This window comes from Bacteroides sp. RTP31139st1_H2_RTP31139_211217 (assembly GCF_040227615.1).
GTDB lineage: Bacteria > Bacteroidota > Bacteroidia > Bacteroidales > Bacteroidaceae > Bacteroides > Bacteroides uniformis.
This window is the reverse complement of the sequence record NZ_JBCNZM010000043.1, coordinates 1-24,604: the sequence shown is the minus strand read 5'-3', so window position 1 is coordinate 24,604 and position 24,604 is coordinate 1. Positions and strand designations below refer to the sequence as shown.

The 24,604-nt window shown below is 45.5% G+C and carries 23 protein-coding genes; 4 read left to right on the top strand and 19 right to left on the bottom strand.

Going from position 1 to position 24,604, the window contains the following annotated elements:
* Nucleotides 1-252 precede the first annotated feature (252 nt).
* The 6 genes from ABUA47_RS09425 to ABUA47_RS09400 all read right to left on the bottom strand — a co-directional run bounded on the left by ABUA47_RS09425 (nt 253) and on the right by ABUA47_RS09400 (nt 5,287).
* On the bottom strand, nt 253-735 hold the full coding sequence (locus tag ABUA47_RS09425) for a hypothetical protein (RefSeq protein WP_035447695.1): 483 nt from the start codon (nt 733-735) through the stop codon (nt 253-255).
* Nucleotides 725-1,234: an RNA polymerase sigma factor gene (locus ABUA47_RS09420; protein WP_009037385.1), complete on the bottom strand. Its 510-nt coding sequence runs from the start codon at nt 1,232-1,234 to the stop codon at nt 725-727. Before ABUA47_RS09420 ends, ABUA47_RS09425 begins: the two co-directional genes overlap by 11 nt.
* 60 nt (nt 1,235-1,294) lie before the next feature.
* The gene (gene argB, locus ABUA47_RS09415; RefSeq protein WP_005833745.1) at nt 1,295-2,065 is read right to left on the bottom strand and encodes an acetylglutamate kinase; all 771 of its coding nucleotides are present in this window, start codon (nt 2,063-2,065) and stop codon (nt 1,295-1,297) included.
* A gap of 1 nt (nt 2,066) precedes the next feature.
* A complete protein-coding gene (speA, locus tag ABUA47_RS09410) occupies nt 2,067-3,959 on the bottom strand; it encodes a biosynthetic arginine decarboxylase (protein WP_005825878.1) in 1,893 nt (630 codons plus the stop codon).
* Between the two features lie 135 nt (nt 3,960-4,094).
* Nucleotides 4,095-4,622, bottom strand: coding sequence for a shikimate kinase (locus ABUA47_RS09405; RefSeq protein ID WP_005825881.1), 528 nt, complete (start codon nt 4,620-4,622; stop codon nt 4,095-4,097).
* 62 nt (nt 4,623-4,684) lie between these two features.
* A complete protein-coding gene (locus ABUA47_RS09400; RefSeq protein WP_035447692.1) occupies nt 4,685-5,287 on the bottom strand; it encodes a nitroreductase family protein in 603 nt (200 codons plus the stop codon).
* 117 nt (nt 5,288-5,404) lie between these two features.
* Here ABUA47_RS09400 and ABUA47_RS09395 point away from each other — a divergent pair, with 117 nt between their 5' ends.
* Nucleotides 5,405-6,040, top strand: coding sequence for a viroplasmin family protein (locus ABUA47_RS09395; protein ID WP_034532704.1), 636 nt, complete (start codon nt 5,405-5,407; stop codon nt 6,038-6,040).
* A gap of 93 nt (nt 6,041-6,133) precedes the next feature.
* Here ABUA47_RS09395 and ABUA47_RS09390 read toward each other — a convergent pair whose 3' ends face one another.
* The 13 genes from ABUA47_RS09390 to ABUA47_RS09330 form a co-directional block, all read right to left on the bottom strand.
* A complete protein-coding gene (locus tag ABUA47_RS09390) occupies nt 6,134-7,036 on the bottom strand; it encodes a sugar phosphate isomerase/epimerase family protein (protein ID WP_005825894.1) in 903 nt (300 codons plus the stop codon).
* Nucleotides 7,037-7,058: 22 nt separating this feature from the next.
* Complete coding sequence (locus ABUA47_RS09385; protein WP_005825897.1) at nt 7,059-7,934, bottom strand: DUF1080 domain-containing protein; 876 nt, start codon at nt 7,932-7,934, stop codon at nt 7,059-7,061.
* A gap of 71 nt (nt 7,935-8,005) precedes the next feature.
* Nucleotides 8,006-9,493, bottom strand: a complete 1,488-nt coding sequence (locus ABUA47_RS09380) for a Gfo/Idh/MocA family protein (protein ID WP_005825899.1) — start codon at nt 9,491-9,493, stop codon at nt 8,006-8,008.
* 66 nt (nt 9,494-9,559) lie between these two features.
* Nucleotides 9,560-10,639, bottom strand: a complete 1,080-nt coding sequence (locus ABUA47_RS09375) for a Gfo/Idh/MocA family protein (protein ID WP_008662042.1) — start codon at nt 10,637-10,639, stop codon at nt 9,560-9,562.
* A gap of 423 nt (nt 10,640-11,062) precedes the next feature.
* Nucleotides 11,063-12,901, bottom strand: coding sequence for an ABC transporter ATP-binding protein (locus ABUA47_RS09370; protein WP_349824375.1), 1,839 nt, complete (start codon nt 12,899-12,901; stop codon nt 11,063-11,065).
* A gap of 119 nt (nt 12,902-13,020) precedes the next feature.
* The gene (locus ABUA47_RS09365) at nt 13,021-13,884 is read right to left on the bottom strand and encodes a DUF6492 family protein (RefSeq protein ID WP_117749514.1); all 864 of its coding nucleotides are present in this window, start codon (nt 13,882-13,884) and stop codon (nt 13,021-13,023) included.
* 4 nt (nt 13,885-13,888) lie between these two features.
* On the bottom strand, nt 13,889-14,767 hold the full coding sequence (locus ABUA47_RS09360; protein WP_117749515.1) for a glycosyltransferase family 2 protein: 879 nt from the start codon (nt 14,765-14,767) through the stop codon (nt 13,889-13,891).
* Between the two features lie 77 nt (nt 14,768-14,844).
* Nucleotides 14,845-15,756, bottom strand: coding sequence for an alpha-1,2-fucosyltransferase (locus ABUA47_RS09355; RefSeq protein WP_057087415.1), 912 nt, complete (start codon nt 15,754-15,756; stop codon nt 14,845-14,847).
* A gap of 1 nt (nt 15,757) precedes the next feature.
* The gene (locus tag ABUA47_RS09350) at nt 15,758-16,738 is read right to left on the bottom strand and encodes a glycosyltransferase family 2 protein (protein WP_057087414.1); all 981 of its coding nucleotides are present in this window, start codon (nt 16,736-16,738) and stop codon (nt 15,758-15,760) included.
* A gap of 20 nt (nt 16,739-16,758) precedes the next feature.
* Entirely contained in the window at nt 16,759-17,910 is a 1,152-nt protein-coding gene (locus tag ABUA47_RS09345; protein ID WP_117749516.1) for a glycosyltransferase, read from the bottom strand.
* Between the two features lie 73 nt (nt 17,911-17,983).
* Nucleotides 17,984-18,964 (bottom strand): glycosyltransferase, encoded by a 981-nt coding sequence (locus ABUA47_RS09340; protein ID WP_057087410.1) that lies wholly within the window; start codon nt 18,962-18,964, stop codon nt 17,984-17,986.
* Nucleotides 18,965-18,976: 12 nt separating this feature from the next.
* Entirely contained in the window at nt 18,977-19,975 is a 999-nt protein-coding gene (locus tag ABUA47_RS09335; protein ID WP_057087408.1) for a glycosyltransferase family 2 protein, read from the bottom strand.
* A gap of 12 nt (nt 19,976-19,987) precedes the next feature.
* Nucleotides 19,988-21,052 carry a CDP-glycerol glycerophosphotransferase family protein gene (locus ABUA47_RS09330; RefSeq protein ID WP_117749517.1) on the bottom strand — a complete coding sequence of 355 codons (1,065 nt, stop codon included), beginning with the start codon at nt 21,050-21,052 and terminating at the stop codon, nt 19,988-19,990.
* A gap of 260 nt (nt 21,053-21,312) precedes the next feature.
* Here ABUA47_RS09330 and ABUA47_RS09325 point away from each other — a divergent pair, with 260 nt between their 5' ends.
* The 3 genes from ABUA47_RS09325 (at nt 21,313) to gmhA (ending at nt 24,578) form a co-directional block, all read left to right on the top strand.
* Nucleotides 21,313-23,127 (top strand): LTA synthase family protein, encoded by a 1,815-nt coding sequence (locus tag ABUA47_RS09325; protein WP_057281890.1) that lies wholly within the window; start codon nt 21,313-21,315, stop codon nt 23,125-23,127.
* Nucleotides 23,128-23,210: 83 nt separating this feature from the next.
* A complete protein-coding gene (locus tag ABUA47_RS09320) occupies nt 23,211-23,960 on the top strand; it encodes a lipopolysaccharide kinase InaA family protein (RefSeq protein ID WP_005825949.1) in 750 nt (249 codons plus the stop codon).
* Nucleotides 23,961-23,996: 36 nt separating this feature from the next.
* On the top strand, nt 23,997-24,578 hold the full coding sequence (gene gmhA / locus ABUA47_RS09315) for a D-sedoheptulose 7-phosphate isomerase (protein WP_057281889.1): 582 nt from the start codon (nt 23,997-23,999) through the stop codon (nt 24,576-24,578).
* The last annotated feature ends 26 nt before the right edge of the window (nt 24,579-24,604 follow it).

Genomic DNA, 24,604 nt, shown 5'->3' with positions numbered 1-24,604 from the left:
AGAAAAAAAACGGCAGACTCCAAACTATATATACTGTAAATAATAACTCCCTTAAATAAAAAGCCTTGTAACCCACAGGCAAGAACAACAAAGGGACGCTGCATCACGCGGCGTCCCTTCTATTTTAGTTAGTTTTTATAAGATTTTGAGAGAATTGAAACTTCACAGCCTCAAGTTGTTTTAATAAAGCACACTAACTATTATTATGTTTAAAGCAAATGAAAATGTTATTTTAAAAGCAAATGAAAATATCTATTCCTTGATTTCCAGTTCCTTGTCCACCCGGCGCAGGCTGTCCATTACCTGCTTCTCATGAGACACGACCACATCTCCCGAAAGAGCTACCGACGGTGCGGAAATCTGTTTACCGATAGTATCGGCTGCGGCCACCTCCTCTACATCCGAGAAAAATGAATGTTGCATCACATTCCCCATAGAAAGGACCACTGCCACTACTGCAGCGGCTTTGAACAACGGCATGAAACGTGCGGTCAATGTCATGCGCTTTGCCTTGACCACCGGAACTTCCACTTCGGCAAGCACCCGGGCATCAAAATCCTCACCCAAATGCACTTCCTGCTGAAGCTGCTGATATACGAACAAGTCCTTGTAGCGAAGCAAGTGCTTGGGCACATCGCTTCCGCTAAAGAAAGCACGCAATTCAGCCTCATCTTCCAAAGAAGTTTCGCACTGCCAGTAGCGCTCCAAGAGTTGTTCTATATATTTAGAGTCCATAACCTTCTATATCAATAAACGTTTGTTTCACTTTTTGCCGCGCCCTGAAGAGGTTCACTTTTACCTGCTCCTCGGTCAAGTTCAGGACTGCTGCTATTTCTTTATAGCTTTTACCTTCCACATCCCTAAGCTGCATAATCAGCCGCTGCTTTTCGGGAAGTCTGTTCATCAGCCGGTGTATCAACGCCATCCGTTCCTTGTTCACCAGCTTCTCGTAAGGGCCCGATGCATCGGAGGCCTGCTCCATTTCGGGGGTCAGCTCCACGGTACGGGAGTCTTTTCGCTCGCTACGGTCTATCGCCAGATTTCTTGCCACAGTCAAGCAATAGGCCTCAATAGAACCGAATTGCGACCACTCGTCACGCTTGTTCCAAACCCTTATCAGCGTTTCCTGCACAACATCCTCTGCCTCTGCCCTATCGAACGTAATTCTCAGGGCTAACCGAAAGAGCTTATCCTTCAGCGGGAGAATGTCATTGCGAAAGCTGAGTTCTTGCATCTCTAATAAATTGACGGTTAAGTATTCAGAAAGTTACAGCCTATTGCCGTTTTTTTTGAATTATTTTCGGATACGGGTTCCACTGTTCCCGTTGATGGCTGATGCTAAAGTGATTACGACTTCGGACACACCCGCATTCAACGCCTCGAAAGAGTTCTCCAATTTTGGAATCATGCCACCTTGAATCACTCCATCGGCTACATATTGCTTAAATTCCTCCGGCGTTATCTGTGGAATCACGCTGTCATCATCGTCTTCGCTGCGCAGCACACCCTTCTTTTCAAAGCAGAACACCAAAGTTACATCGAACAAACCTGCCAAAGCCTTGGCGGTCTCTCCGGCAATAGTGTCGGCATTCGTATTCAGCATGTGCCCGTCTCCATCGTGTGTCAACGGAGCCATCACGGGAACCACACCCTTATGAATGAGGTCTGCCAAGAAAGCATCATTCACCTGCTTCACATCGCCCACAAACCCATAATCCACCTCCTTCACGGGACGCTTTACCGAACGGATTACATCCATATCGGCTCCCGTCAAGCCCAGTGCATTGACACCACGCGCCTGCAAGCCGGCAACGATATTCTTATTCACCAGTCCGCCATACACCATGGTCACCACCTTCAGCGTTTCGGTATCAGTGATGCGGCGGCCATTCACCATTTTACTTTCAATACCCAGTTGGGCAGCGAGCTTCGTGGCCGAGCGTCCGCCTCCGTGTACCAAGACCTTGTAGCCTTCGATGGCTGCAAAGTCATCCAATAACTTATAGAGGGTGGCTTCCTCTTCTACAATCTTACCACCCACCTTTATTACAGTCAGTTTCTCCATTTTATTCCAAATAAGTATATCCGTACAGTCCGGAACGGTAATTAGACAAGAATTCCTTCCCTTCTTCCACAGAGATACGCCCTTCCTTGACGGACTGCGTCACCCAAGTTTCCAGCGTACGTACCAGTTTTTTAGGATTATATTGCACGTAGTCCAACACCTCAGCCACCGTCTCGCCGTCAATCAGTTGGTCGATGGTGTAGCCTTTGGAATTGACAGACACATGCACGGCATTCGTATCACCAAACAGATTGTGCATATCTCCCAGAATCTCTTGATAAGCTCCGACCAGAAAAACCGCCAGATAGTAGTGTTCCTTGTCGCGCAACGAGTGCAGCGGCAGGGTGGTCGTATCGGCACGCGAGCTGACGAAATTGGCAATTTTGCCGTCCGAGTCGCAAGTCATATCCTGCAAGGTAGCCTCGCGGTCGGGTCTTTCATCCAGCCGTTGTATGGGCATGATGGGGAACATCTGGTCGATAGCCCAGGAATCGGGCAATGACTGGAACAGCGAGAAGTTACAGAAATACTTGTCGGCAAGCAGCTTGCTCAACTTGCGGAATTCCTCGGGGCAGTGCTTCATGCCGCTGGCAATGGAGTTGATTTCGCGGCAGATACTCCAGTAGAGTTTCTCTATTTGTGCACGCGTATTCAGGTCGACGATGCCATGGCTGAAAAGGTCGAGTGCCTCTTCGCGTATCTGCTGCGCATCGTGCCAAGGTTCCAGCATACTGCGCTGGCTCAGATTATCCCAGATGTCATACAGTTCCTTCACCAGTTCGTGAGCATCCTCTCCCGGTTCCCAGTCGTCGTCCATTTCGGGCAGGGAAGCCGTTTCCAGCACTTCGAAGATAAGCACGGAGTGATGGGCAGTCAGGCTGCGTCCCGTCTCGGTAATGATATTGGGATGAGGGAACCCGTGTTTGTCGGCAACATCGACGAAAGTCGACACCACATCGTTGACATATTCCTGGATGGAATAGTTGACGGAGCTTTCGCTACTTGAAGAGCGTGTACCGTCATAATCAACTCCCATACCGCCACCAGTATCCACGAATTCGATGTTGAAGCCCATCTTGTTCAGCTGCACAAAGAATTGCGAAGCTTCACGCAAAGCATTCTTGATGCGGCGTATCTTGGTTATCTGACTGCCGATATGGAAATGTATCAGCTTCAGACAGTCCTTCATATCTTTTTTCTCCAAGAAGTCCAGCGCTTCGAGCAGTTCACTGGATGTCAGTCCGAACTTGCTGGCATCTCCTCCGCTTTCTTCCCATTTGCCACTTCCACTGGAAGCCAATTTAATGCGAATACCGATATTAGGTTTCACCTTCAATTGCTTCGCCATCTTGGCAATAAGATTCAACTCATTAAGTTTCTCTACAACAAGAAAAATGCGTTTGCCCATTTTCTGTGCCAACAGTGCCAGTTCAATGAAGCTCTCGTCCTTATATCCGTTACAAACCACGAGGGAACCCGGGTCTGTATTGACCCCTATCACAGCATGCAACTCCGGCTTTGAACCCGCTTCCAGCCCCAGATTGAACTTCTTCCCATGGTTAATCATCTCTTCTACCACGGGACGCATCTGATTCACTTTAATGGGATAGATAATAAAGTTCTCTCCTTTATACCCGTACTCGTCGGCTGCCTGTCTGAAGCAGCAGGACACCTTCTCGATGCGGTTGTCCAGAATATCGGGAAAACGCACCAATACCGGAGCCGCTACATCGCGCAACTGCAACTCGTCCACCAACTCTTTTAAATCGACGGCAACCCCATCCTTACGCGGTGTCACCACAACATGACCTTTGTCATTGATACCAAAGTACGAAGTGCCCCAACCAGTTACGTTGTACAGCTCTTCTGAATCTTCAATACGCCATTTTCTCATCAGTACATTTACTATTAGACTATTTACAATTTACTATTTTCCCACTATAGTGTGTCTTATAAAGGGGGCGACAAAAATACACATAAATCTAATATATCCAGCTCCTCGGACTGAAAAATACACATTTACAAGGGATTAAAGTCCTAAAAGTTGGCGTAACCGTTGCACGGATTCGCTAATCTGGCTGCGGCTTTCCAGATAACCGGCATCAAAGCGATAACGGGCCTGCGAGTAGAAAGGCTCACGCTTATCCAGCGCCTCCACAATGAAGGTGCGCAAATCTTCGTCCGTCTTGCCTTGCAGGATGGGGCGTTGCTGCTTCGCCACCCGGAGCCGGCGGAACAGAATATCGGGGTGTACATCCAGAAACACCGTCTGCCCGCAACCGTTCATATACTCCATATTGTCAAAAAAACAAGGAGTACCGCCACCGGTAGAGACCACGACATCCTCAAATTCCCCTACTTCATGCAGCATGTTTCGCTCCAATTCACGAAAAGAGGCTTCTCCCCGCTCGGTGAACAATTCACGGATTGATTTGTGAAAACGTTCTTCGATGTACCAGTCCAAATCAATGAACGGCACATTCATTTCGCGGGCAAAAGCCTTTCCTAAAGTAGTTTTACCGGCTCCCATGTAGCCGGTCAAGAAAATACGTATCATATCTGCTACGAGTTACAGGTTTCCTGCAAAGGTAGCAATTCCAAGCTAAAAACGCCTCTGTATCAGAGAAAAATTTTGATACGCTTGCTTAAATCTTCGAATTCCTTTTCTCCCGGTTCACCAGTGGGTGTACCGAAGGGCATCTGTGCAATCATCATCCAGTTGTCGGGCAGGTTCCAGGTGCGACGTACCTCGTCGTCAATCAAGGGGTTATAGTGTTGCAGGGAGGCGCCCAACCCCATATCTTCCAGCATAGTCCAGATGGCAAACTGGTGCATAGCGGAGGTATGCTGTGACCAAGTGGGGAAATTATCCTTATAGGAAGGGAATGCTTCCTGCAGCTTCTTGACTACAGAAGTGTCTTCAAAATAGAGCACAGTACCGTGTCCGCTAGCAAAACAGCCGTCAATCTTGGCTTCCGTCTTGGCAAAAGCCTCGGCAGAGATGCGTGCTTTCAGGGTTTCCTTCACAATGTTCCACAATTTCTTATGTTCGTCGCCCAGCAGCAATACAATTCTTGTAGACTGTGAATTGAAAGCTGACGGCACATTCTTTACGGCTTCACGAATAATGTGTACTATTTCTTCATCCAGCACCGACAAATCGCTGCCGATAGAGTAATAACTACGGCGATGCGCCATGGCTTCTGCAAATGTTCTCTTCATTTTTTGTCCTTTCTTTTTTTATTGAGTTTTCTCTTATTTATTTTATATCCGCCATACAAAGAAACAAATAAAAGAGTTAAGTTGTTCGGATTTTCTTTTTTACCTTTGTCCGCAGTTATGAAGAAAGAAAAATATTACGTCGTATGGGCGGGAGTCAGCCCGGGTATCTACACTTCCTGGACAGACTGCCAACTACAGACCAAAGGCTACGAAGGAGCAAAATACAAGTCGTTCGAATCACGCGAGGAAGCGGAAAAAGCCTTTGCCTCTTCGCCGTACGCGTACATCAAGCGGTCGGCCCCTTCTCCTGCCAAGACTATTCCCGGCGCCGACGCTCCCCTTCCTGCCGCCGTCGCAGAAAACAGCCTTGCCGTAGACGCCGCCTGCAGCGGAAATCCCGGTGCCATGGAGTACCGGGGAGTACACGTCGCCAGCCGTCAGGAAATCTTTCACTTCGGGCCGATGTATGGAACCAACAATATCGGCGAATTCCTCGCCATTGTCCACGGACTTGCCTTGTTGAAACAGAAAGGTTTCGACATGCCCATCTACAGTGACAGCGTGAACGCCATCAACTGGATAAAACAGAAAAAATGCAAAACCAAACTGCCGCGCGACGCCAAGACCGAAGAGCTTTTCCGCCTAATAGAACGTGCGGAGAAGTGGTTGCGCGAAAACACCTACACCACCCGCATCCTAAAATGGGAGACAAAGCAATGGGGGGAAATTCCGGCCGACTTCGGAAGGAAGTAAAAAAACGCGGGCACCCCGGATTCTTCATCCGGTTGTGCCCGCGTCAAGAAAATGATGCGGCCGAGCTTATGAATGAATAGCCGCCATCATGTTTTATTTGCTATACGATGCCTTCACGAAAGGAGCATCAAGCAAGTAGTCAAGACTCTGCTTCACACTCTCTTCTACGGGGCAGCTGTATTTCTCAATCTCAGCTACGATGTGGCGCACGCCAGCAGTATCCGTATTCTTGAAGATAGCATCATAACCTACCATACCACTCTGCCCAATCTCGCGGTGATCCTTGATATGGAGCATGGTGAAGCGTCCGGGATACTTGTTGAAGTAATCCACCGGGCTGTTCTGGCCGCGCACTACCCAGTAAACGTCCATCTGGAAGAATACATATTCGGGATTGGTGTGTTGCAGCATGTAGTCCAGCATCAGCTCCTTGTCTTCCACTTTCTGGAATTCATGGGCATGATTGTGGTAACCGTATTTCAAACCGGCAGCCTGGCAGCGCTTGCCCACTTCATTGTAATAGTCGCAGTAGGTCTGCAAGTCTTTCAATGTCTTGGGAACGGAGAGATACGGAGTCACGATATACTCCATACCGGCCTCCTTATGGGCAGCAATGCACTGATCCCACCATTTCAAGGCTTCCGTAAAGTCGCCCGAAGCCAGTTCCTCGTCCGACAACCCGTGGGTAGTGTGCGAAGAAAGCACGGTCATACCGCTCTTTTCCACCATCTGTTTGAACTCCTGGGGAGTCTTGCCGTAGAACTTACCGTCATTGTAGTTGGCGGCCTCCACACTGGTATAGCCCATATCAGCCAAATCCTTCAGAATCTGGTCGAGGTTACTGCCGTCCTTCACCAAGTCTCTTACAGAATAGAGCTGGATGGCTACTTCCTTTTTCGTCGTTTCCGGCGCCGTTTCCGTGCTGTGGCTGCTGCAGCTTGTGGCCATCATGGATAAGCACAGTGCCGACAAAATCATCATATGTTTGATTCTCATAGTACTATCTTTTTAGAAGGAATTAGTCGAGAACCTTTACACGGATGTTGCGGTACCAAACATCGTCGCCATGATCCTGCACACCGATAAAGCCTTCGTGGTTTTCGCCGCCACAGTTGTTCAACAGTTCGAAAGCCAAGGGCCACTTCTCTTCGCTGAACTTGCTTGCCTGCAACATTTCAGTCCATTGCTTAGTCCACAAGTGATATTCCAGTACGTTTTCATCGTTCTGTCCGTGAACTACAGTACCTTTGTATACCATAATCTTTGCCTTGTTCCATTCGCCGAAAGGTTTGGCGTTCTGCGGAACAGCCGGTATCATGTCGTACAAGGAAGCAGCCTGACGGTTGTTGTCCTTACCCAGTTTGGCATCCGGATGATTGGCGTTATCCAGCACCTGGAACTCGGGAGCAGAGATATAGATGGGTTCCAACACTTCGTTGCCGTCCTTGTCCTTTGAAGTAACTTCCTGAGCCAGATAGAAGATACCGGAGTTACCACCTTTGGAAATCTTCCATTCCAGTTCCAGCTCAAAGTTCTTGAACTTATGGGCGAAAATCAAGTCACCGCCCTCACCGGTCTGTCCTTCGCCGGTACCGGTTCCACAGAATTTGAGGCAACCATCCTCAATAATCCATCTGGAAGGCACTTTGTCCTTACCGTATCCACGCCATCCGTCCAGGCTCTTTCCATCAAAGATAGTGATATAACCGTCCGCATCAATCGGCAGGTTCAAGCTGTCCGTTTCAGGCGCTTTCAGAGACTTGGAATAAGACACCGCAGTAGTAGTAGGAGCTGCAGCTTCCTCCGTAGCGTTCGATTTCTTTGCACCGCCACCGCAAGAGGCGAGCATACCTCCGATAAGGCAACAAGCCAAAGAATAATATATTTTCTTCATAATCTGAAAAATTAAATGATTAGTATTCGTTTATGAGCATCGGAACCTGGTTCCGATACTCTTTTTAATGTTTATCTGGGCATATCGGGCAACTTCCAGCCTTCACGGTAGTTATGCTTGATGAGCTCTTCTGCAAAAGCCTTGGCATTTACCGGATCTGTCCATGTCTTGTCGAAGCTCGGATGGCCGTTGTGTATCTTGAAGCCGTCCTTGATGACTGTACGCAATGTCTCGTCGTCGCCGATATTGGTGAAGCGCATGTTGGCTCCGTCCCATTCCAGTGTCTTGTTCAGGCCCTGCAGACGGATGGCCAATACACCCATTGCCACCATTTCGTTCATCGGTCCCGCTTCGGAGAAATCAGACTTAGGCATCACGCGGCTGGAAGGACTTTCCTTACAAGCACGTACCCAATCCATCTCATGACCGCCATTCATAGCCTTCGGCACACGGCGGCAAACCTTCGGTGCATTGGGCACGCGGCCAGAAAGTAACCACGGGTTCTGTCCGTAGCAACCGCAAATCAGCGTATCCTTCGTTCCGTGGAAGATAGTCAGACCGCCACCGCTCTGCATCAGTTGCTTTCCTTCGGGGAAGCCTTTCGGACGGTCGGGCATCATGCCACCATCATACCAGTGAACTTCCACTTCGGGCATAGCCACCTTCGGCATATTCTCACGTGCGGGGAAAGTCAGCTTCACATGCTGTGCTTGCGGAGCGCAGGCATTGAGCAACAATGTAGATGAACCTTCTACCTTGGTAGGATACAGCAACTTCAAAGCTCTGAACGGCTGGTGCAGGATGTGGCAAGCCATATCGCCCAAAGCACCCGTACCATAATCCCACCATCCGCGCCAGTTCCAGGGATGATAGATTTCGTTATATGGATTCATCTTGGCAGGACCGGTAAACAAATCCCAGTTCAGGGTTTTGGGAATGCGGTCTTCCTTTTCGGGAACATTCAATCCTTGCGGCCAGATGGGACGGTCGGTAGCACATTCCACCTTCGTCACGTCACCGATTTCGCCGTTCCATATCCACTCGCATACCAAGTCGGTACCCTCGTCCGAAGAACCCTGGTTACCCATCTGGGTAACTACTCCCGTAGAAGCGGCCAGGCGGGTAAGCAGACGGGACTCATATACAGAGTGCGTCAACGGTTTCTGGCAATATACATGTTTGCCCATCGTCATGGCATCAGCAGTAATGATGGCATGTGTATGGTCGGCAGTAGCGATGATAACGGCATCGATGTCCTTACCCATCTCATCGTACATCTTACGATAGTCCCAATACTTCTTCGCATTGGGAAGCTCATCGAACACACCTTTCGCGTAGCGCCAGTCTACGTCACAAAGCGCCACGATATTTTCCGTAGCCTTCACATGGTTGATGTTGGTGTGTCCCATACCGCCGATACCTACGGCAGCAATGTTCAAACGGTCACTGGGAGGCACGTGTCCGTGGCTCTTACCCAAAATGCTGCTTGGAGCAATGGTAAGACCCGCCAAAGCTAAACCTCCGGTCTTAAGAAATTCTCTTCTTGTAAATTTCGACATGGTTCTTTAGATTTTAAAATCGGTTAATATAATGAGTTTTAAAACAATCCTTAATTACAGTAGGCATCAGACTACCGTCTTCTTCGGACGGAGCAGTCCGTAACCTTCTTTCATATGCCTCCGGCGCTCCCTGATTTCCTCCAGCGTCTGCAAGTCGCCTATGCCGGGCAGGTCGTGGCGGCGCGCATCCTCCAGGAAGGTCCATCCGTATTGGGAAGCAATGGCCGAGTCTCGCATCTGCGGCAATCTCGGATCGCGTTTCCCGCTCTCGATGGAGTCGGCCATAATATTGCATAGCTTATCCAGGTTCTTCCCGCCAAACGGCTTCTCCAGGCGAAGCGTACGGTTCACGCCATGAAGCTCCACTACGGCAGTCCGGAAATCATGCGTCATGCGCACGATACCTTTTGTACCGATAATGTCCGTATATGCATTATGAGTCTGGTTTCTGGAGAGTTGTCCGTAGACGAAGCCTTGTGTGACATCGAAGGCGATGCCGTTCTCGAACGTACCGTGGCACTGTACCCACCAAGGGTCCTTGTAGTCCCACATCCGCATGCCTTGGGCATGCCAGGTCTTGTATTCACTGTCGGTATACCAGCGGGCAATGTCTATGTAGTGCATGCCGCAGTCGTGGTAGGCGGGACCCTCATATTCGTGTCCCTCGCCCGGCGCCAATCCCGGAGTCATGTGGCAGATGCGCAAGATAGCCAGTTCGCCAATCTCGCCTTCATCGATAAACTGCTTCATAGCCTGGTGATACCAGGAGTTCCGCAGATAAAGGTTGACAGCGGCAATGCGATCATACTTTTCAATCAGGTCCACAATTTCCCATTCCTTATCAATGGTATCGGCAATGGGTTTCTCCGTCAGGATATGCTTATTGCTCCGGACAGCTTTCTCTATTTGTTCTTTTCTGGAATTTGCCAATGCAAAAAGACCAACAGCTTCTACACTCTGGTCATCAAAGATTTCTTGTTCATCGGATATGATTCTGGATGAAGGGGAAAGGTTTCTTGCCAATTCTCGGGAGGCCGGATCGGTATCGCAGATATATGCGATGTCCCATCGACCGCTTTTCTGCATTTCCTCCCAATACATTTGCCCCATTCTGCCGAACCCTATCAAACCAACTTTTATTTTCATGGTAGGCGAATATTAAATATTTACAGTTATAGTATTATCGGGGTCAATTGAATTACATGATTAAGAGTACTTGGACTGATAGTCATAGTAGCTGTCGTCGTAGACGTTGGATATAATTTTTTCATGATATTTGCAATGTTTATGTATGTGTTCTTTGCAAAAATAGGATAATTAGTGATAGAATGGAAGCAAGCAGATATTAAAAAAGCGTAAAAGGTAAAAGAACACTCTTTATTCATCATCGCCTAACAGCCGTGAAACACTCTGCCGGCAGCCGTCAACACCCACCTGCATCATAGATTCTGCGTAAGAAATATAGAAGAGAAAGAAGAATTAATAGGCTGTTTGCAGGAAATTAACTTCCTATTTAGTCATAACAGCCTAGCACAAGCGGGTGGAAGCAAAGTACGCAGAATTTTATTTCTATGAGAGAGACTGCATATCATTCAGTCTCTTATAATAGCCGTTCTTCTCGAGAAGTTCCTCGTGCTTACCACGTTCCACGACTTCACCTTCATAGAGTACACAAATCTCATCCGCATTCTTGATGGTGGAAAGGCGGTGGGCGATGGCAATCGTGGTACGGGTCTTCATTAGCCGTTCCAGAGCCTCCTGCACCAGTCGTTCGCTTTCGGTATCGAGTGCTGAAGTGGCCTCATCGAGTATCAGGATAGGCGGATTCTTCAAGATGGCACGGGCAATACTGATACGCTGGCGCTGTCCGCCGGAAAGCTTGCCGCCACGGTCGCCAATGTTGGTCTGATAACCGAGTTCGGTCTCCATGATGAAGTCGTGGGCATTGGCAATCTTTGCCGCTTCGACCACCTGCTCCATAGTTGCATTTTCCACACCGAAGGCAATGTTGTTGAAGAAGGTGTCATTGAACAGAATGGCCTCTTGGTTCACGTTTCCTATCAACGCACGCAGGTCGTGGATGCGAAAATTCTTAATATTCACACCGTCAATTGTAATCTCACCTAACTGCACATCGTGATAGCGCGGCAGCAAATCCACCAATGTAGATTTGCCGGAGCCGGACTGACCGACAAGTGCAATGGTCTGTCCTTTGGGCACCATCAGATTGACGTGCTTCAACACTTCGCGCTTGCCGTCGTAACTGAAGGAGAGGTCCTTAAATTCAATCCGGTCATTCATCCCGTGCAGCGGCAACGGGTTTACCGGTTCCTTAATGGGGTTCTCGGCTTTCAGTATTTTGTCCACACGTTCCATGGATGCCAGACCCTTTGGAATGTTGTATCCTGCCTTTGCAAAGTCTTTCAACGGATTGATGATACTGTACAGAATCACCATATAGAAGATGAACGTTGATGCTTCCATGGAAGTGCCGTCGCCCAGAATAAGCAGACCACCGAACCAGAGTACCAATACAATGAGCAGCGTACCGAGGAATTCACTCATCGGATGTGCCAACGACTGACGGATAGCTACCTTGTTGGTGGCATCACGCAGCTCGTCGCTGCATTGCTTAAAACGGTCCACCATCTTGTCTTCTGCTATAAAAGCCTTGATTATACGCAGTCCGCCAAGCGTCTCTTCCAATTGCGACATGGTATCACTCCATTTTCCTTGGGCTTCCAACGACTTACGCTTCAGTTTCTTGCCGACTTTTCCCATCAGCCAGCCCATACCCGGCAATACCAGGACAGTAAACAGAGTCAGCTGCCAGCTGGTTACAATCAGAGTGGAGAAATAAAGCAGAATCAGGATAGGATTCTTGAGCAGCATATCCAGTGAGCTGGTAATGGAGTTTTCAATTTCGCCTACGTCACCGCTCATACGTGCAATGATGTCCCCTTTCCTTTCTTCAGAGAAAAAGCCGAGCGGCAAGTGCATCACTTTGGAATAGACCATCACGCGGATATCGCGTACCACTCCCGTACGAAGGGGAATCATAATGGCGGAAGAACCGAAATAGCAGGAAGTCTTCAGCATGGTCATGAAAGCAAGGAAAAGCCCCATGAACAGCAATGTCATCTGTGGCCCGTGTGTCTCAATCATCTGGGTGACGTAGTAATAGAAATTATTCACCGCCACTTCCTTGATGCCTTCGCTCCCCCACTCCATGTACTCGTACACTTTGGTATTCTCCCCCGTTTTGAAGAGGATATTGAGAATAGGAATCAACAATGTGAATGAAAATACGTTGAATATGGCAGACAGTACATTGAGCACGATTGCCCAACCGATATATCTCTTGTAAGGCGACACAAAGCGTCGCATCAGCTGCAGAAATTCCTTCATTGCTTGTAGTTAAGTGAATTATGAGGTCGCAAAGATACAAGAAAACGGGGGAATGGAAAAGGGTTTCAGGTTATTTCTGCCTAACCTCCCCCAAAGTATTCAGCTTCACACCTTCAGTTTTACCGTAATTTTGAAATCAGTTTCATCAATGGATAGAACACATGTTCCTCCATATCGTTGCAAAATCTTCTAACGAACTTATGGGGAGTGCTCCAGCTCTCCAGCGAAATAGTATCGTATTTCCTGGATAATTTCCGGAGCTTTCTTTTAGAGATGCTACGACTATAAATGCTTCCTGCTTCTCTGAACGTACGGAGTTCCTTCAAGATGAAACAATCCGGATAATTAGCATGGCAATAGGTTCCATAAGTTTCGAATTCAGAAAATCCATTTGGCTCATCCACAGGAGTTGCATTGATAACCTTCTCAAACCATGAACCGCCCGGAATAGCAGAAGATTCTATCTTCCGAATCAGTTCTTTCATAATAGGAACAGAGACAAGCATGTGTTCGGCTATAAATGAATAGTCCGTGCCCTTGCCATAACCGATAAGTGCCTGCATCGTTCTGAAGTAAGGCTCATGGTATTCTGTTTTCGGAGTAAACACCATTTTTTCGGGAGTAAGAAAGGACACCGGGTTAAGAGGTATGGTGTCACTATCCCATATCAGATAATAATCTTTGGCGTATCGGCTACGCGCAAATTCCATCTTGAGGAACTGCTGGTAATACCATCCGAATCTATACTCACATGTGAAGTGCCGCCCGGCTATTGCCTCCAGCTGCCGACGGTCCGCAACAATCTCTTCCTCATCAATCAGGCTGATATTATATCTGCTCCGAAACCTTTTTGAGAAGAAACCGAAACTATGCTTGTCTGTTATAAGATAGATATTATCGCTTTCTATATTCCGATGAATATAAAAAACAGTCTTCTTGACAATCAAGCAGTCTTTGGAAGAAACACATATCACGACATCCATGCCACTACTTCTTTTTTATCTGATTCTTATTCCGCTTTGACGAAGACGAGAAGATGGAATTTATTCTATACAAGAACAGAACGAGTTTCCGGGCACGTTTGGAGAACCTCCTTGTATGGCTCACTATGGGGATTATTTTACCTAACTCGGAATTCTTATATTCATTAAGTTCCATCCGGGTTCTATCGAGTTCCAACAAGCTATCATAAAATGCTGCCGGTATGTTATCCTTTATCCAACGCATCCGCTCGTCTACCCCTAAAGACCCGCTGGACGCACTGATTCCATTTCCGTCGTATTCGGCAATGCATACCGGCACACGTTTATAGCTGCATCCTTTCAGGATAATATTCTCTACAATATGAATCCAATCGGAAGCCAGGATATAGTCCGTTCTGTATCGTTGATTATTGAAAAGGGAGTGATGAATGAAACACACTTGATGACAAATGGTATCTTTCAGTAAAATGAAGACAAGGTCGAGAGGAAAAGGAGATTGTATATCTATCTTCTTATCTGCCGAAACAGCAACCCTTACATCGCCATAAATGTATTTCGTCCCATCAAAATCCACCTGACCTAAAACATCTCCCACCAGAAAATCACCGGAATTAAGGAATTGCAAGTATTCTCCACCAGCATGTTCCATTCCCTTATTCATTCCGTCGTATATCCCTTTGTCCGGTTCTGACACCCAGAATGTCACATGCGGGTTTCCTTCCGCATACTGCTTGATTGTTTCCAGACTACCATCCTTGGAACCGGCATCAATAATGATATGCTCGTAAGAGGAAAAAGACTGGTGTCTGACGCTTTCCAACGTTTTGCTTAGACCACTGTTGTTATTAAAGTTTACAGTTATAATGCTTAGTTTAGGTCTCATATCGATAAATGTAGATTTCTATAATTTGTAAATATACGCCATATTATTCATTCATTGAGAACAATAACGAAGTGGCTCTATAAAAACACCGGATTCAGAAACAGTTCCTTCCACGGATATTCCACTTCATCATCACAAAGGACTACTGTCTTTTCCGGATTATCCTCTAAGAGAGCACCGTATTTGCCCAAAGTCCCTTTACTGGTAATCTGATGCCGACAACAGGCTATCAAAAACAAGTCCATATATCCTTTATCCGAACCGTTTATATCGACAACCTTACAATTACCTTCCGTAAGATAAAGTTGCGGAATAAGTTCATCCCTCACCCAGTCCGGCTCATCCGAAAAGAAATAGAAGAAAGAAGACATATCCCTATCCTGCATATAAGCCACTGCCGACTTGAAATACTCCAATGAAGCAGGTTTGCCGTAAGCCGGAATTTCCACTTTCAAGTCCCCACGCCTTACGTGAACAGCTACGGAACAAGGACGTGAACCAATCTCTGAATACAGCAATTTATTCTGTGCATCCAGCACCTCGGGCATTACTCTAAAAAGCGACCGGAATGCAGGAAGCCAAATATCAGCCGGAACATGATAATAACCACCTAAATAGACCGGAGGCTTCTTTTGTAGAAATGAAAAGTCATTTTCCCGACTCAACGTATTGTTCCCCAAATTATAATATTTCCTCTTATACACGTCAACAGCTACTTTCGAAGCCTTCTTTACAGATAAATAGGGAAATGCTTTCTGCAAATCAAAGTTTCTGACAAAATGATAATCCATATCGCTCCCCCACTCTTTAAAGAAGGTCAAGTCATATTCCACCCTATATCCTTTTTGTCCAAAAAGATGTCCCAGCAAATACTGATGCATCTGTGAGCAGACCCCACCATCCATCAAAAGTACCACCTTAGGAGCCAACATTCCATTTTTCAGAAGAAAACGATATATTTTACATTTTATCTTGTGCAATATATTCATTCTATAGTTTGTTTTTTAAGATATAATATTTTACCCTCAAATTCCCCCAAAAGGTTGAAAGCTTGTAAGCCTTCAACAGCTTACGTTCCCGCCTGGACAGATTTTCAACCAAATCCGGGTATCGCTTCACATCAGCAACCAACCGTCTCATGTCATCTACAACATCCCCGTATTGTTTCCAGTAAAGACTCGTATATGCAGTCTGAAGATGCATATAGGCAATCTCCTTTCCCAATTGTTCCGACAAACCTTTGGCAGACACATATTTCTCAATCCATCGTTGATAAGCCCTGAAATCCTTATACTTTTCCTCATTCGGCAGACAAGACATCGAGGACGAATTTCTATAATAATTAACAGTAGGAATATTCAAAGAAACAATCCTATCAGCCGCCAGAATCAATTGTGTCATCATGATGGCATCCTCACCTATCGATATATCGGCGACAGTTTCAATCTTGTTGTTAAGAAACAATGAACGTTTTTGAAAATGAGACCACACACTCCAATAAGCCTGCAAATTCAATTTCTGCCTAAAATAACTGATTCCTGAAATCTCACCGAATGTATAAGGCTCTGAAAGAACAGGCCCCTTGTCCGGATAACAAAAAAGGAAAGAAGATGCAACAATATCAGCATCAGTTTCTTCTGCCCTACATACTAACTTTTCAATAGCTCCATCAATCAACGTGTCATCACTGTCAAGATGCTGGATATATTTTCCGTTTGCCTTCAATATCCCGGTTTTCCTGGCGAGAGGCAGCCCTTCATTTTTCTTGTCTATACAAACAATACGCCTGTCAACTTCCATATATTTCTGGATTATTGAACGGCTGCCATCAGTACTCCCATCATTCACTATTATAATTTCCAATCGGCTATAGTTCTGATTTATCACACTAAAAATGCAATCCTCAATATATTTCTCTGTATTAAAAACAGGTATGATAACAGAAACCAACGGCAAAGCATCACTATTCATACATCAAAGCTTTTAGTCTATCACAAAGATTCAAACAACTCTTTCCATTTCTTTCCCACAATCTGCGGAGAGTACTCTTGCGCTTTCACGACAACATTCTGCCGCATTTGTTTCAACATATCGGGGTTCTTCAATAGCTTCAACAGTGTTCGCGCATATTTAGATTGATTAAAAGGCGATACAAGAAATCCATTCACTCCTGACGGTGAAATTATCTCCCGCACTCCGGCGCCACAATCATAAGCCACGGGCACTACTCCATTCGCCTGCGCTTCTGTCAAGCAAAGCCCCCACCCCTCAAAAGTAGATGTCAGACACACCACCGATGCCTCCCTATAAAAACCGGACACATCTTCCTGATAGCCCAAGAAACGAATCCTTTGCAAATTGTAGGCAGTAGCTTTCTGCTGAAGATTCTGCCTTTCAACACCATCACCAATCAGAAGCAGCTCCCAATCCGGCACTTGTTTATAAATCCGCTTCCAAACATCAATCAACCTATCCACACGTTTATCAACATAAGTAAAGCGCCCTACAAATAATATTTGTTTCTTCTTATGATGGTTGACCGAAAGAATTTGCCTTTCAGAGTTGGGTATCACGTGAAATTTATTGTTCTCAAAAGGTACACCAAGTTTCTTTATCAGCTTATATTTATAATCTTCGCATAATACAACATATGCATCAGCCCGTCCATACAAATTTTTATGTTGTTCAATAAACGGCTTATCATATTTCGGAAACCATTTTTCCCTTGGACAAGTTATAAAACGCCATTTCAACATTTTTAACCACGAACCTTCGGCGCGTTTTCCTTTATCTGCCACTTTTGCCACAGCCTCCCATAAAGGAATACTATGCGGCGCAAATACCAGCTTGCAATGAACACCGTCCATGATGTAATCCAGATGTTTCAAAAGATGTATAGGCAATACAAAAACATCAATAAAGAGTGAATTTATAATTTCAATAAAAGCATTTGCATTCTCCAACGAATTAATGTCCTTATTAGGAAGTTCTATGACTTCTATACCAGCTACATCATACGTTTTATGGCATAAAGCCACAAAGCTTTCATAACCATAGCCAGATAGATAATTAGCTATATCAATTGTAACCCTTTCTGCTCCTCCACAAGGAAACACTTCATGAAAAAATAAAATTCGCTTCATAATTAGTTTCAACTCAGACTCTAATACAAATCACTTTCCCTACATCATAAAAAGCTATCATTTAGTCCAAAAGTTATTTTCTTTTTCGTTTCTCTTTACTACGATAATATGCAATAAATAAAGAAGGGGCATACTTATATAAAAAGATATGCATAATTCCCTTTCCTTTAGGTAACGGTGATAGTCCCTTTGCTTTCATTTGCACAATCATCTCATGCTGGAATCTTGCCGGTATCCCTTTTCTTATTCCTATACGAAAAGTAGTCAATAGCCTTCTTGCAATCAAATTTTTAAAAAAACTATTCATTTTTTCCGTTTTCACATTCTTTTGTCTAAATGCTTCCAAGCTCTCCATAGCCTGAAGCATATAAAGAGAAGCGTGTTCATCATAATTCATCATAAACGAATCTGAATTCTTATAATAATGATAGAAAATTATAGATGAATATTTTACACGCCTTGCATAAAAGAAGATTCTGGGAATAATTTCTTCATCTTCATGACGAATAGGCAAGAACTTCAATTTATGTTCTTGCCAGAAAGAGGCTCTATAAGCATTGCACCAGACCACTTGTGGCAAAAACTGTTGCATAAAATCCGTTCCAGACCAAACTTGAGCCGACAAGACCTTTTCATCAGACACTCGATTAAACTCTTTGGGAAGTTTTCCTTTTTCATCCCAATACTGAAAATCCATTACCAAAATGTCTAATTCATCCTTTTCAAGAGAGTCATAAACATATTGTAAGACATTACTTTGAATCCAGTCATCCGCATCAACAAATAAAAAATATTTTCCTTTAGCTTTCCGACAACCATAATTTCGTGCCTCACTGACACCGCTATTTTCTACTGTTATGCAATGAAAATAAGAATAACGATTGGAATATTCATGTAAAATAGCTCCGGTTCTATCTGTTGAACCATCATTAATTACGATAACCTCATATTCCTTGGTCGACAAATCTTGATTTACCAATGAATCAAGGCAACGCTCCAGATATTTCTCTGCATTATATGCCGGAACTATAATAGACATCTTTATTTCAGCCATACTCAATCAGTTTTAATACTTATGACGTTTCGATTTGAAGATTGACCTTATCAACCGATAAGCTTTCCGATAGAAGTCCTTATGATTATAAATAAGATAACGTTTCAAAGAAAGAGAAAAGCCCAATTGCCCATAACCGACATAGTCAAATTCATGCATTTTGGTAATCACATCACGAATGACTTCATCAGTGGAAATAGAGGCTTCTACCATCATTGTATGATCCAGTAAGCGTATTCCACGACGCATGACATAAACTCCAGCTTTATCCCATATACCTTTTTCAAGTATGAACTTCACTTGCTCGTAGACGCTCTGAAAAAGGTTATATTCTTTCTGGGGATTATACCTGCTCTGCATCGTGCTCCCCTCCCGTATCATATAATGGTATTTAGGAGTATCCTGCATCACAACCTTCTCTGCTCCATAAAATACCCGATAGCAAATGGCCAAATCCTCAAAAACACGATTAACCGGAAAGACAATACCTGCAAACAGGCTGCGTTTGAACAATTTATCCACCATATAGTTTCTGACATGTTTGTCTACTGCCAGAGCGCGAATACCCTCATCACGAGTAAACACAAACTGCTCTCCCGAAGCATACTTCGCCACACTCTTCCCACCTTTGTCCCTATAATGCGAACAAATGGATATATCCGCTCCATTCTCTTTCAACAGGCGATACAAGAATTCGTACATATCCGACTCAATCCAGTCGTCGCTATCCACGAAACCAAGGAATTCACCTTGAGCTACCGCCAAACCTCTATTCCTGGCTGCGCTCTGACCTGCATTTGCCTGATGAAAAACTCTTATCCGTCCATCCCTTTGGGCAAATAAATCACAAAGCTCTCCCGAACCATCGGAAGAGCCGTCGTCAATCAATATTATTTCCAGATTCTTATAAGTCTGCCCGCAAATGGATTGCAGGCATTTCTCCAAGTAATTCTTTACATTATAGACCGGTACAATAATACTTATCAGAGGTAGTGTCTCAGTGTTCTCCATAAGCTATGACAATTACCATAACCGCAAAGTGGCCATCAACGGATAACCCACCCGCCATCGCAATTTAAACTTACGTACCAGATTCCAGGGCTTGGTTCTGGTCTTACCTTGAAAATACCAGATGTAGTTGTTTACGGCATCCAGTACCCGTGAAGAGGACTCACCGTCCAGATGGGCTTCATGCTTGTGCACGTAGGCACGCATCTGCTCCATCAGTTCTGCCGGACGGGAAATGGCCTTTTCTATCGCTCCTTCTACAGCATCCGTCTCAGTGACATTCAGCAAATGAGCTCCTGGCATGGTGTTGCAATAAGTCACCACCGGTTTGTCCAACATCATCGCCTCAACAATCACAGACGAAGCATCAGACAACAACACATCCGCACTGTTCAGCAGTTTGGCATCAACAAGTCCACTCTCGTGGAAAGTAATATTGGGGCAGGAAGCAGCCAGTTCCTTGTATTTCTTGAGGACTTCCATATCCGAGAATTTCGGATGGAACGAAATAATCCAATCCCAGTTCTTCTCGCGCACCAGTCTCTTGATGGTATCAAACAGATGAGGAGCGGAAGTTATATTCTTTGTAAATGTAGAAGAGTACAAGACTACCGGACGTGCATTATGAGGAGTGTGCGCACGTTCTTTCACGAAAGTATCCGCCTTGCACCAGCCCGTTTCGTATACCTTGAAGAAGCCGTATTTCCTCTCAAGTTCCTTGAAAGGAAGAGTGCTCGTTTCTCCTTGCGTGCAATAGACATCGAACCATCCGCGAACAGAAAAATGGTCGTCCTTTTCATCGCCACGCTTATTGATGGGGTAGCCATGAAAAAGGGAAACCTTCACTCCCGGGAAGAAATCATAAATATAATTACCCGGTGCAAAAACAGCAATAGGCTGATAATCCATCACTTCCTGAACAGATTGAAGCCACCTCTCATCCTGATTCAACAGAACCGGGCAGTCTGGCTCGATAAACCATGCGACCTCATCCCCTCTACGCCTGATTTCGTCCTGAAGCGGGCGAAGTATAGGATAGGAATAGGCTACCGAAACGAAAAATAAATAATGCTTCTTCATACACTCAAAATATCACGGCAACGACACAATCGTCACCTCAAATTACCAATAGAACAATAAAATCCAGCCCTTAGTTTGTAACAGTTTTGCTTTCTTTGCTTTAAACGTCTGCAAAGTAAATACAAGAATTCTGCATATACTGCATCAATCCAGAAAAAAAATGACTTTTATCAACTTTTTTCCAAAAGTTGCTGTTTATGAAGCTTTTTCTTCTCTAAAATATCTATCTTTGCACCCCAATATTTTAAAAATACTATTTTATGAGAAGAAATCTTTTTCATTGCTCCGACAGCCAACAAGGGGCAACAGATAAAGTGACTCTTTTGTTCGGAATCACCATTTTTTTCAAATTCCTGCTATTCGATTTCATCTGGAGCATACCCACCACATTCGCTTCATTCTCTACCATCGAGTTCTATGCGACCAAAATAATAGCCACCCTCGTACTTCTCGTCCCCTATAAGTTCTTCCGGCTCTGGAAAACAGAGATAGTCATCATGCTTTTACTGGATATACTACTGATTGTCAACCTGATGTATTTCCGCACCTACTATACTGCCATTCCACTTAACAGCTATGGACTTTCTGGAAACCTCGCCGATTTCACCGGAAGCGTTTACGACTCTTTCCGCTGGTACGACATCTTCTTCCCTCTATCTACCATTGCCAGTATCCCCCTTTATTGGCATTACAAAAGAAATACCGCCGGAAGAACATCATACAAGTATTACGGAGGAGCTTTGGGAATCGGTATCCTGCTGTTTGCCATCACCACCCTGGCCAAAGGAGGATTCAAGGAAGCATACAACACCGTCCGCCAGAAAGCCTATCTGTGTGCAAGCACCACTTCCATGTATACTGTCTTCGGAAGCCTATACTATGACCTCATCAACCAGAAGCAGGAGGCCACCCCACAGATACAGCAAGAGATAAAGGAGTGGCTGAGCCAGAAACCCGGACATCACCCTTTGACCGGACGTATCGGAATCCGCAACAACTGCATCGTCATCCTGGCAGAATCTTTGGAAAGCTGGGTACTCGAAAGGGAAGTGGAAGGGCAAGAGATTACTCCATATCTCAACAAACTGCTGCAAGACTCCACCACCCTATACGCCCCCCACGTACTGACGCAAGTGAAAGGAGGGCGCTCCATTGATGCACAGCTGTTGCTTTGCGCCGGTATGCTACCTATCAACAGCGGCACATACAGCAGCCAATATCCAGACCACACCTACGGAACCCTGCAAAAAGCCATGCATCAGCAGAAGAACTCGCGCAACTACCTCCTGACCATCGATAAAGTATCGACCTGGAACCAAGGCGTCATAGCCTACAGTTTCGGGACCGACACCATCATTGCTTATCATGACTTTGAACTGACAGAAGCCTTTGGCACGCACAAACGTACCGGAGACGGCTCCTTCCTGGCGCAATGCCGCCAAAAAATAGAGAAGGGGGAAATCTGGAAGAAGGGGGAGAATGTTTACATGCAGCTGGTGACCTACTCCGGCCATGCTCCCTTCAAATTGCCTGAAGAATTGAAAGAGATTCATTTCTCTCCGGCCATTCCACAGAAAATGAATGACTATATGACCACCGCACGCTATACGGACAAGGCGATAGGAAAATTCGTGGAGTACTTGAAAACACTCCCACAATACGACGAGACCCTTATCGTCATCACCGGTGACCACGAAGGACTGGCTACCTACCGTGAAGAATTGTGTAACGCCCCCGGTGGCAAGGGTATCGTATCCGACAAGACATTCACCCCTTTCATCATAGTAAACTCTCCGGTAGGCATGCGTTATGACAAAGTGATGGGACAAATCGATATGTACCCCACCCTGCTGAACCTGCTCCAACTGGATGATTACTACTGGAGCGGATTGGGCCAAAGCATCCTCGACCCATGCAAGAAAGGATTCGCCATCAGCCCCCAAATGGAGGTGGTAGGTGAAGAGCCCACCCCGGCAGAAGCCGAGTTCGCTAAAAAAGCATACGATATTTCCGACCAGATGATACATTTTGATTATCTTTGCTCAAAAGCGAAGATAGGCGGCACCTCAAAATAAAAAATGAACAAGTTCATTTTGTTCTGCTTTCGGTTTGCACTATCTTTGCACCGTTCAAAAGAAGTAAAATGTAAATAAAAGCAATGAAGGTACATATTCATCCGCACTATGCCGCCTACGAGAGTTATATCCGAGCCATCCCATCGGAAGAATATGAACGGGAAGAGGTTTATTGTAACCGAAGGAACACAGTCGAAAGAGTGCGGTTCGGAGACAAGGACTTCGTAATCAAGAAATACAAAAGACCTGCCCTCATAAACTGCCTCATTTACACTTGGTTCCGCAAAAGCAAAGCGCAGCGCGCCTTTGAATATGCAGAACTTTTTCTGCAACGGGGAATAGAGACCGCCCCTCCGGTAGCTTATATAGAAATCAAAAAGAATGGTTTCTTCCACACCGGATACTTTATTTCCGAATACCTCCCCTACCCGCTTGTTACGGATATGTTCGGTACGGAAATGGAGGAAGAAGAGAAAAAACGGCTAAGACATGACCTCGTAGACTTCACTCTCCAATTACATCTGAACAAGGTCTTGCCACTGGACTATAATCCCAAGAATATATTTTACCGGAAGACAAACGGCAAATATCACTTCGCCCTCATTGACATCAACCGCCTGAAGCTCGGTAAAGTGCCCGGTATCAGAATGTCCATGAATGCCTTCAGCCAACTGGGTATTCCCGCCGATGACTTCATGAAAATAATACCTCTATATGCCGAGCAAAGAGGATTCGATATTGAAGAATGCATATTCTTCACTCTCTTCAGCAGACTGAAATGGAGAAAGCAAAGACAATTTAAAAATTTCGTCAAAAGCAAGCTTCATTTCTGAAATGTCGTATCTTTGTACCAACGAGATTAGAAAATTATGCAAGATTATATCACCCAGTCCATCCAAGAAGGTATCAGGCTCAAAGAAAATATCCTGAACAACCGGCAAATGCTTACCGACATCGAAACCGTCGGCAATCTGATAGTACAAGCCCTTCGACAAGGGCACAAAGTCTTGCTTTGCGGTAACGGCGGCAGTGCAGCCGATGCCCAGCATATCGCTGCCGAACTCGTCGGACGTTTCGTGACCGAACGGGAAGGCCTGCCCGCCATCGCCATGACAACCGACACTTCCATCCTGACCGCAGTCAGCAATGATTATGGCTTCGACCGCGTCTTCGAACGGCAGACAGCAGCCTTGGGAACGAAAGGTGATATTCTGATAGGCCTTTCTACCAGCGGCAACTCTCCCAACGTAGAGCATGCCTTGCAGAAGGCACAATCTATGGGCATCACCACCATAGGGCTCCTGGGAAGGGATGGAGGAAGGTGCAAGGAACTTTGCAATTACCCGTTGATTATACAGCACGCCGAATCTGCCAGGATTCAAGAAGTGCACATTACCATCGGACATATCTTGTGCGGCATCGTTGACAATAAACTGTTCTCCCATGAATAAAGCGATTTTCCTTGATCGGGACGGTA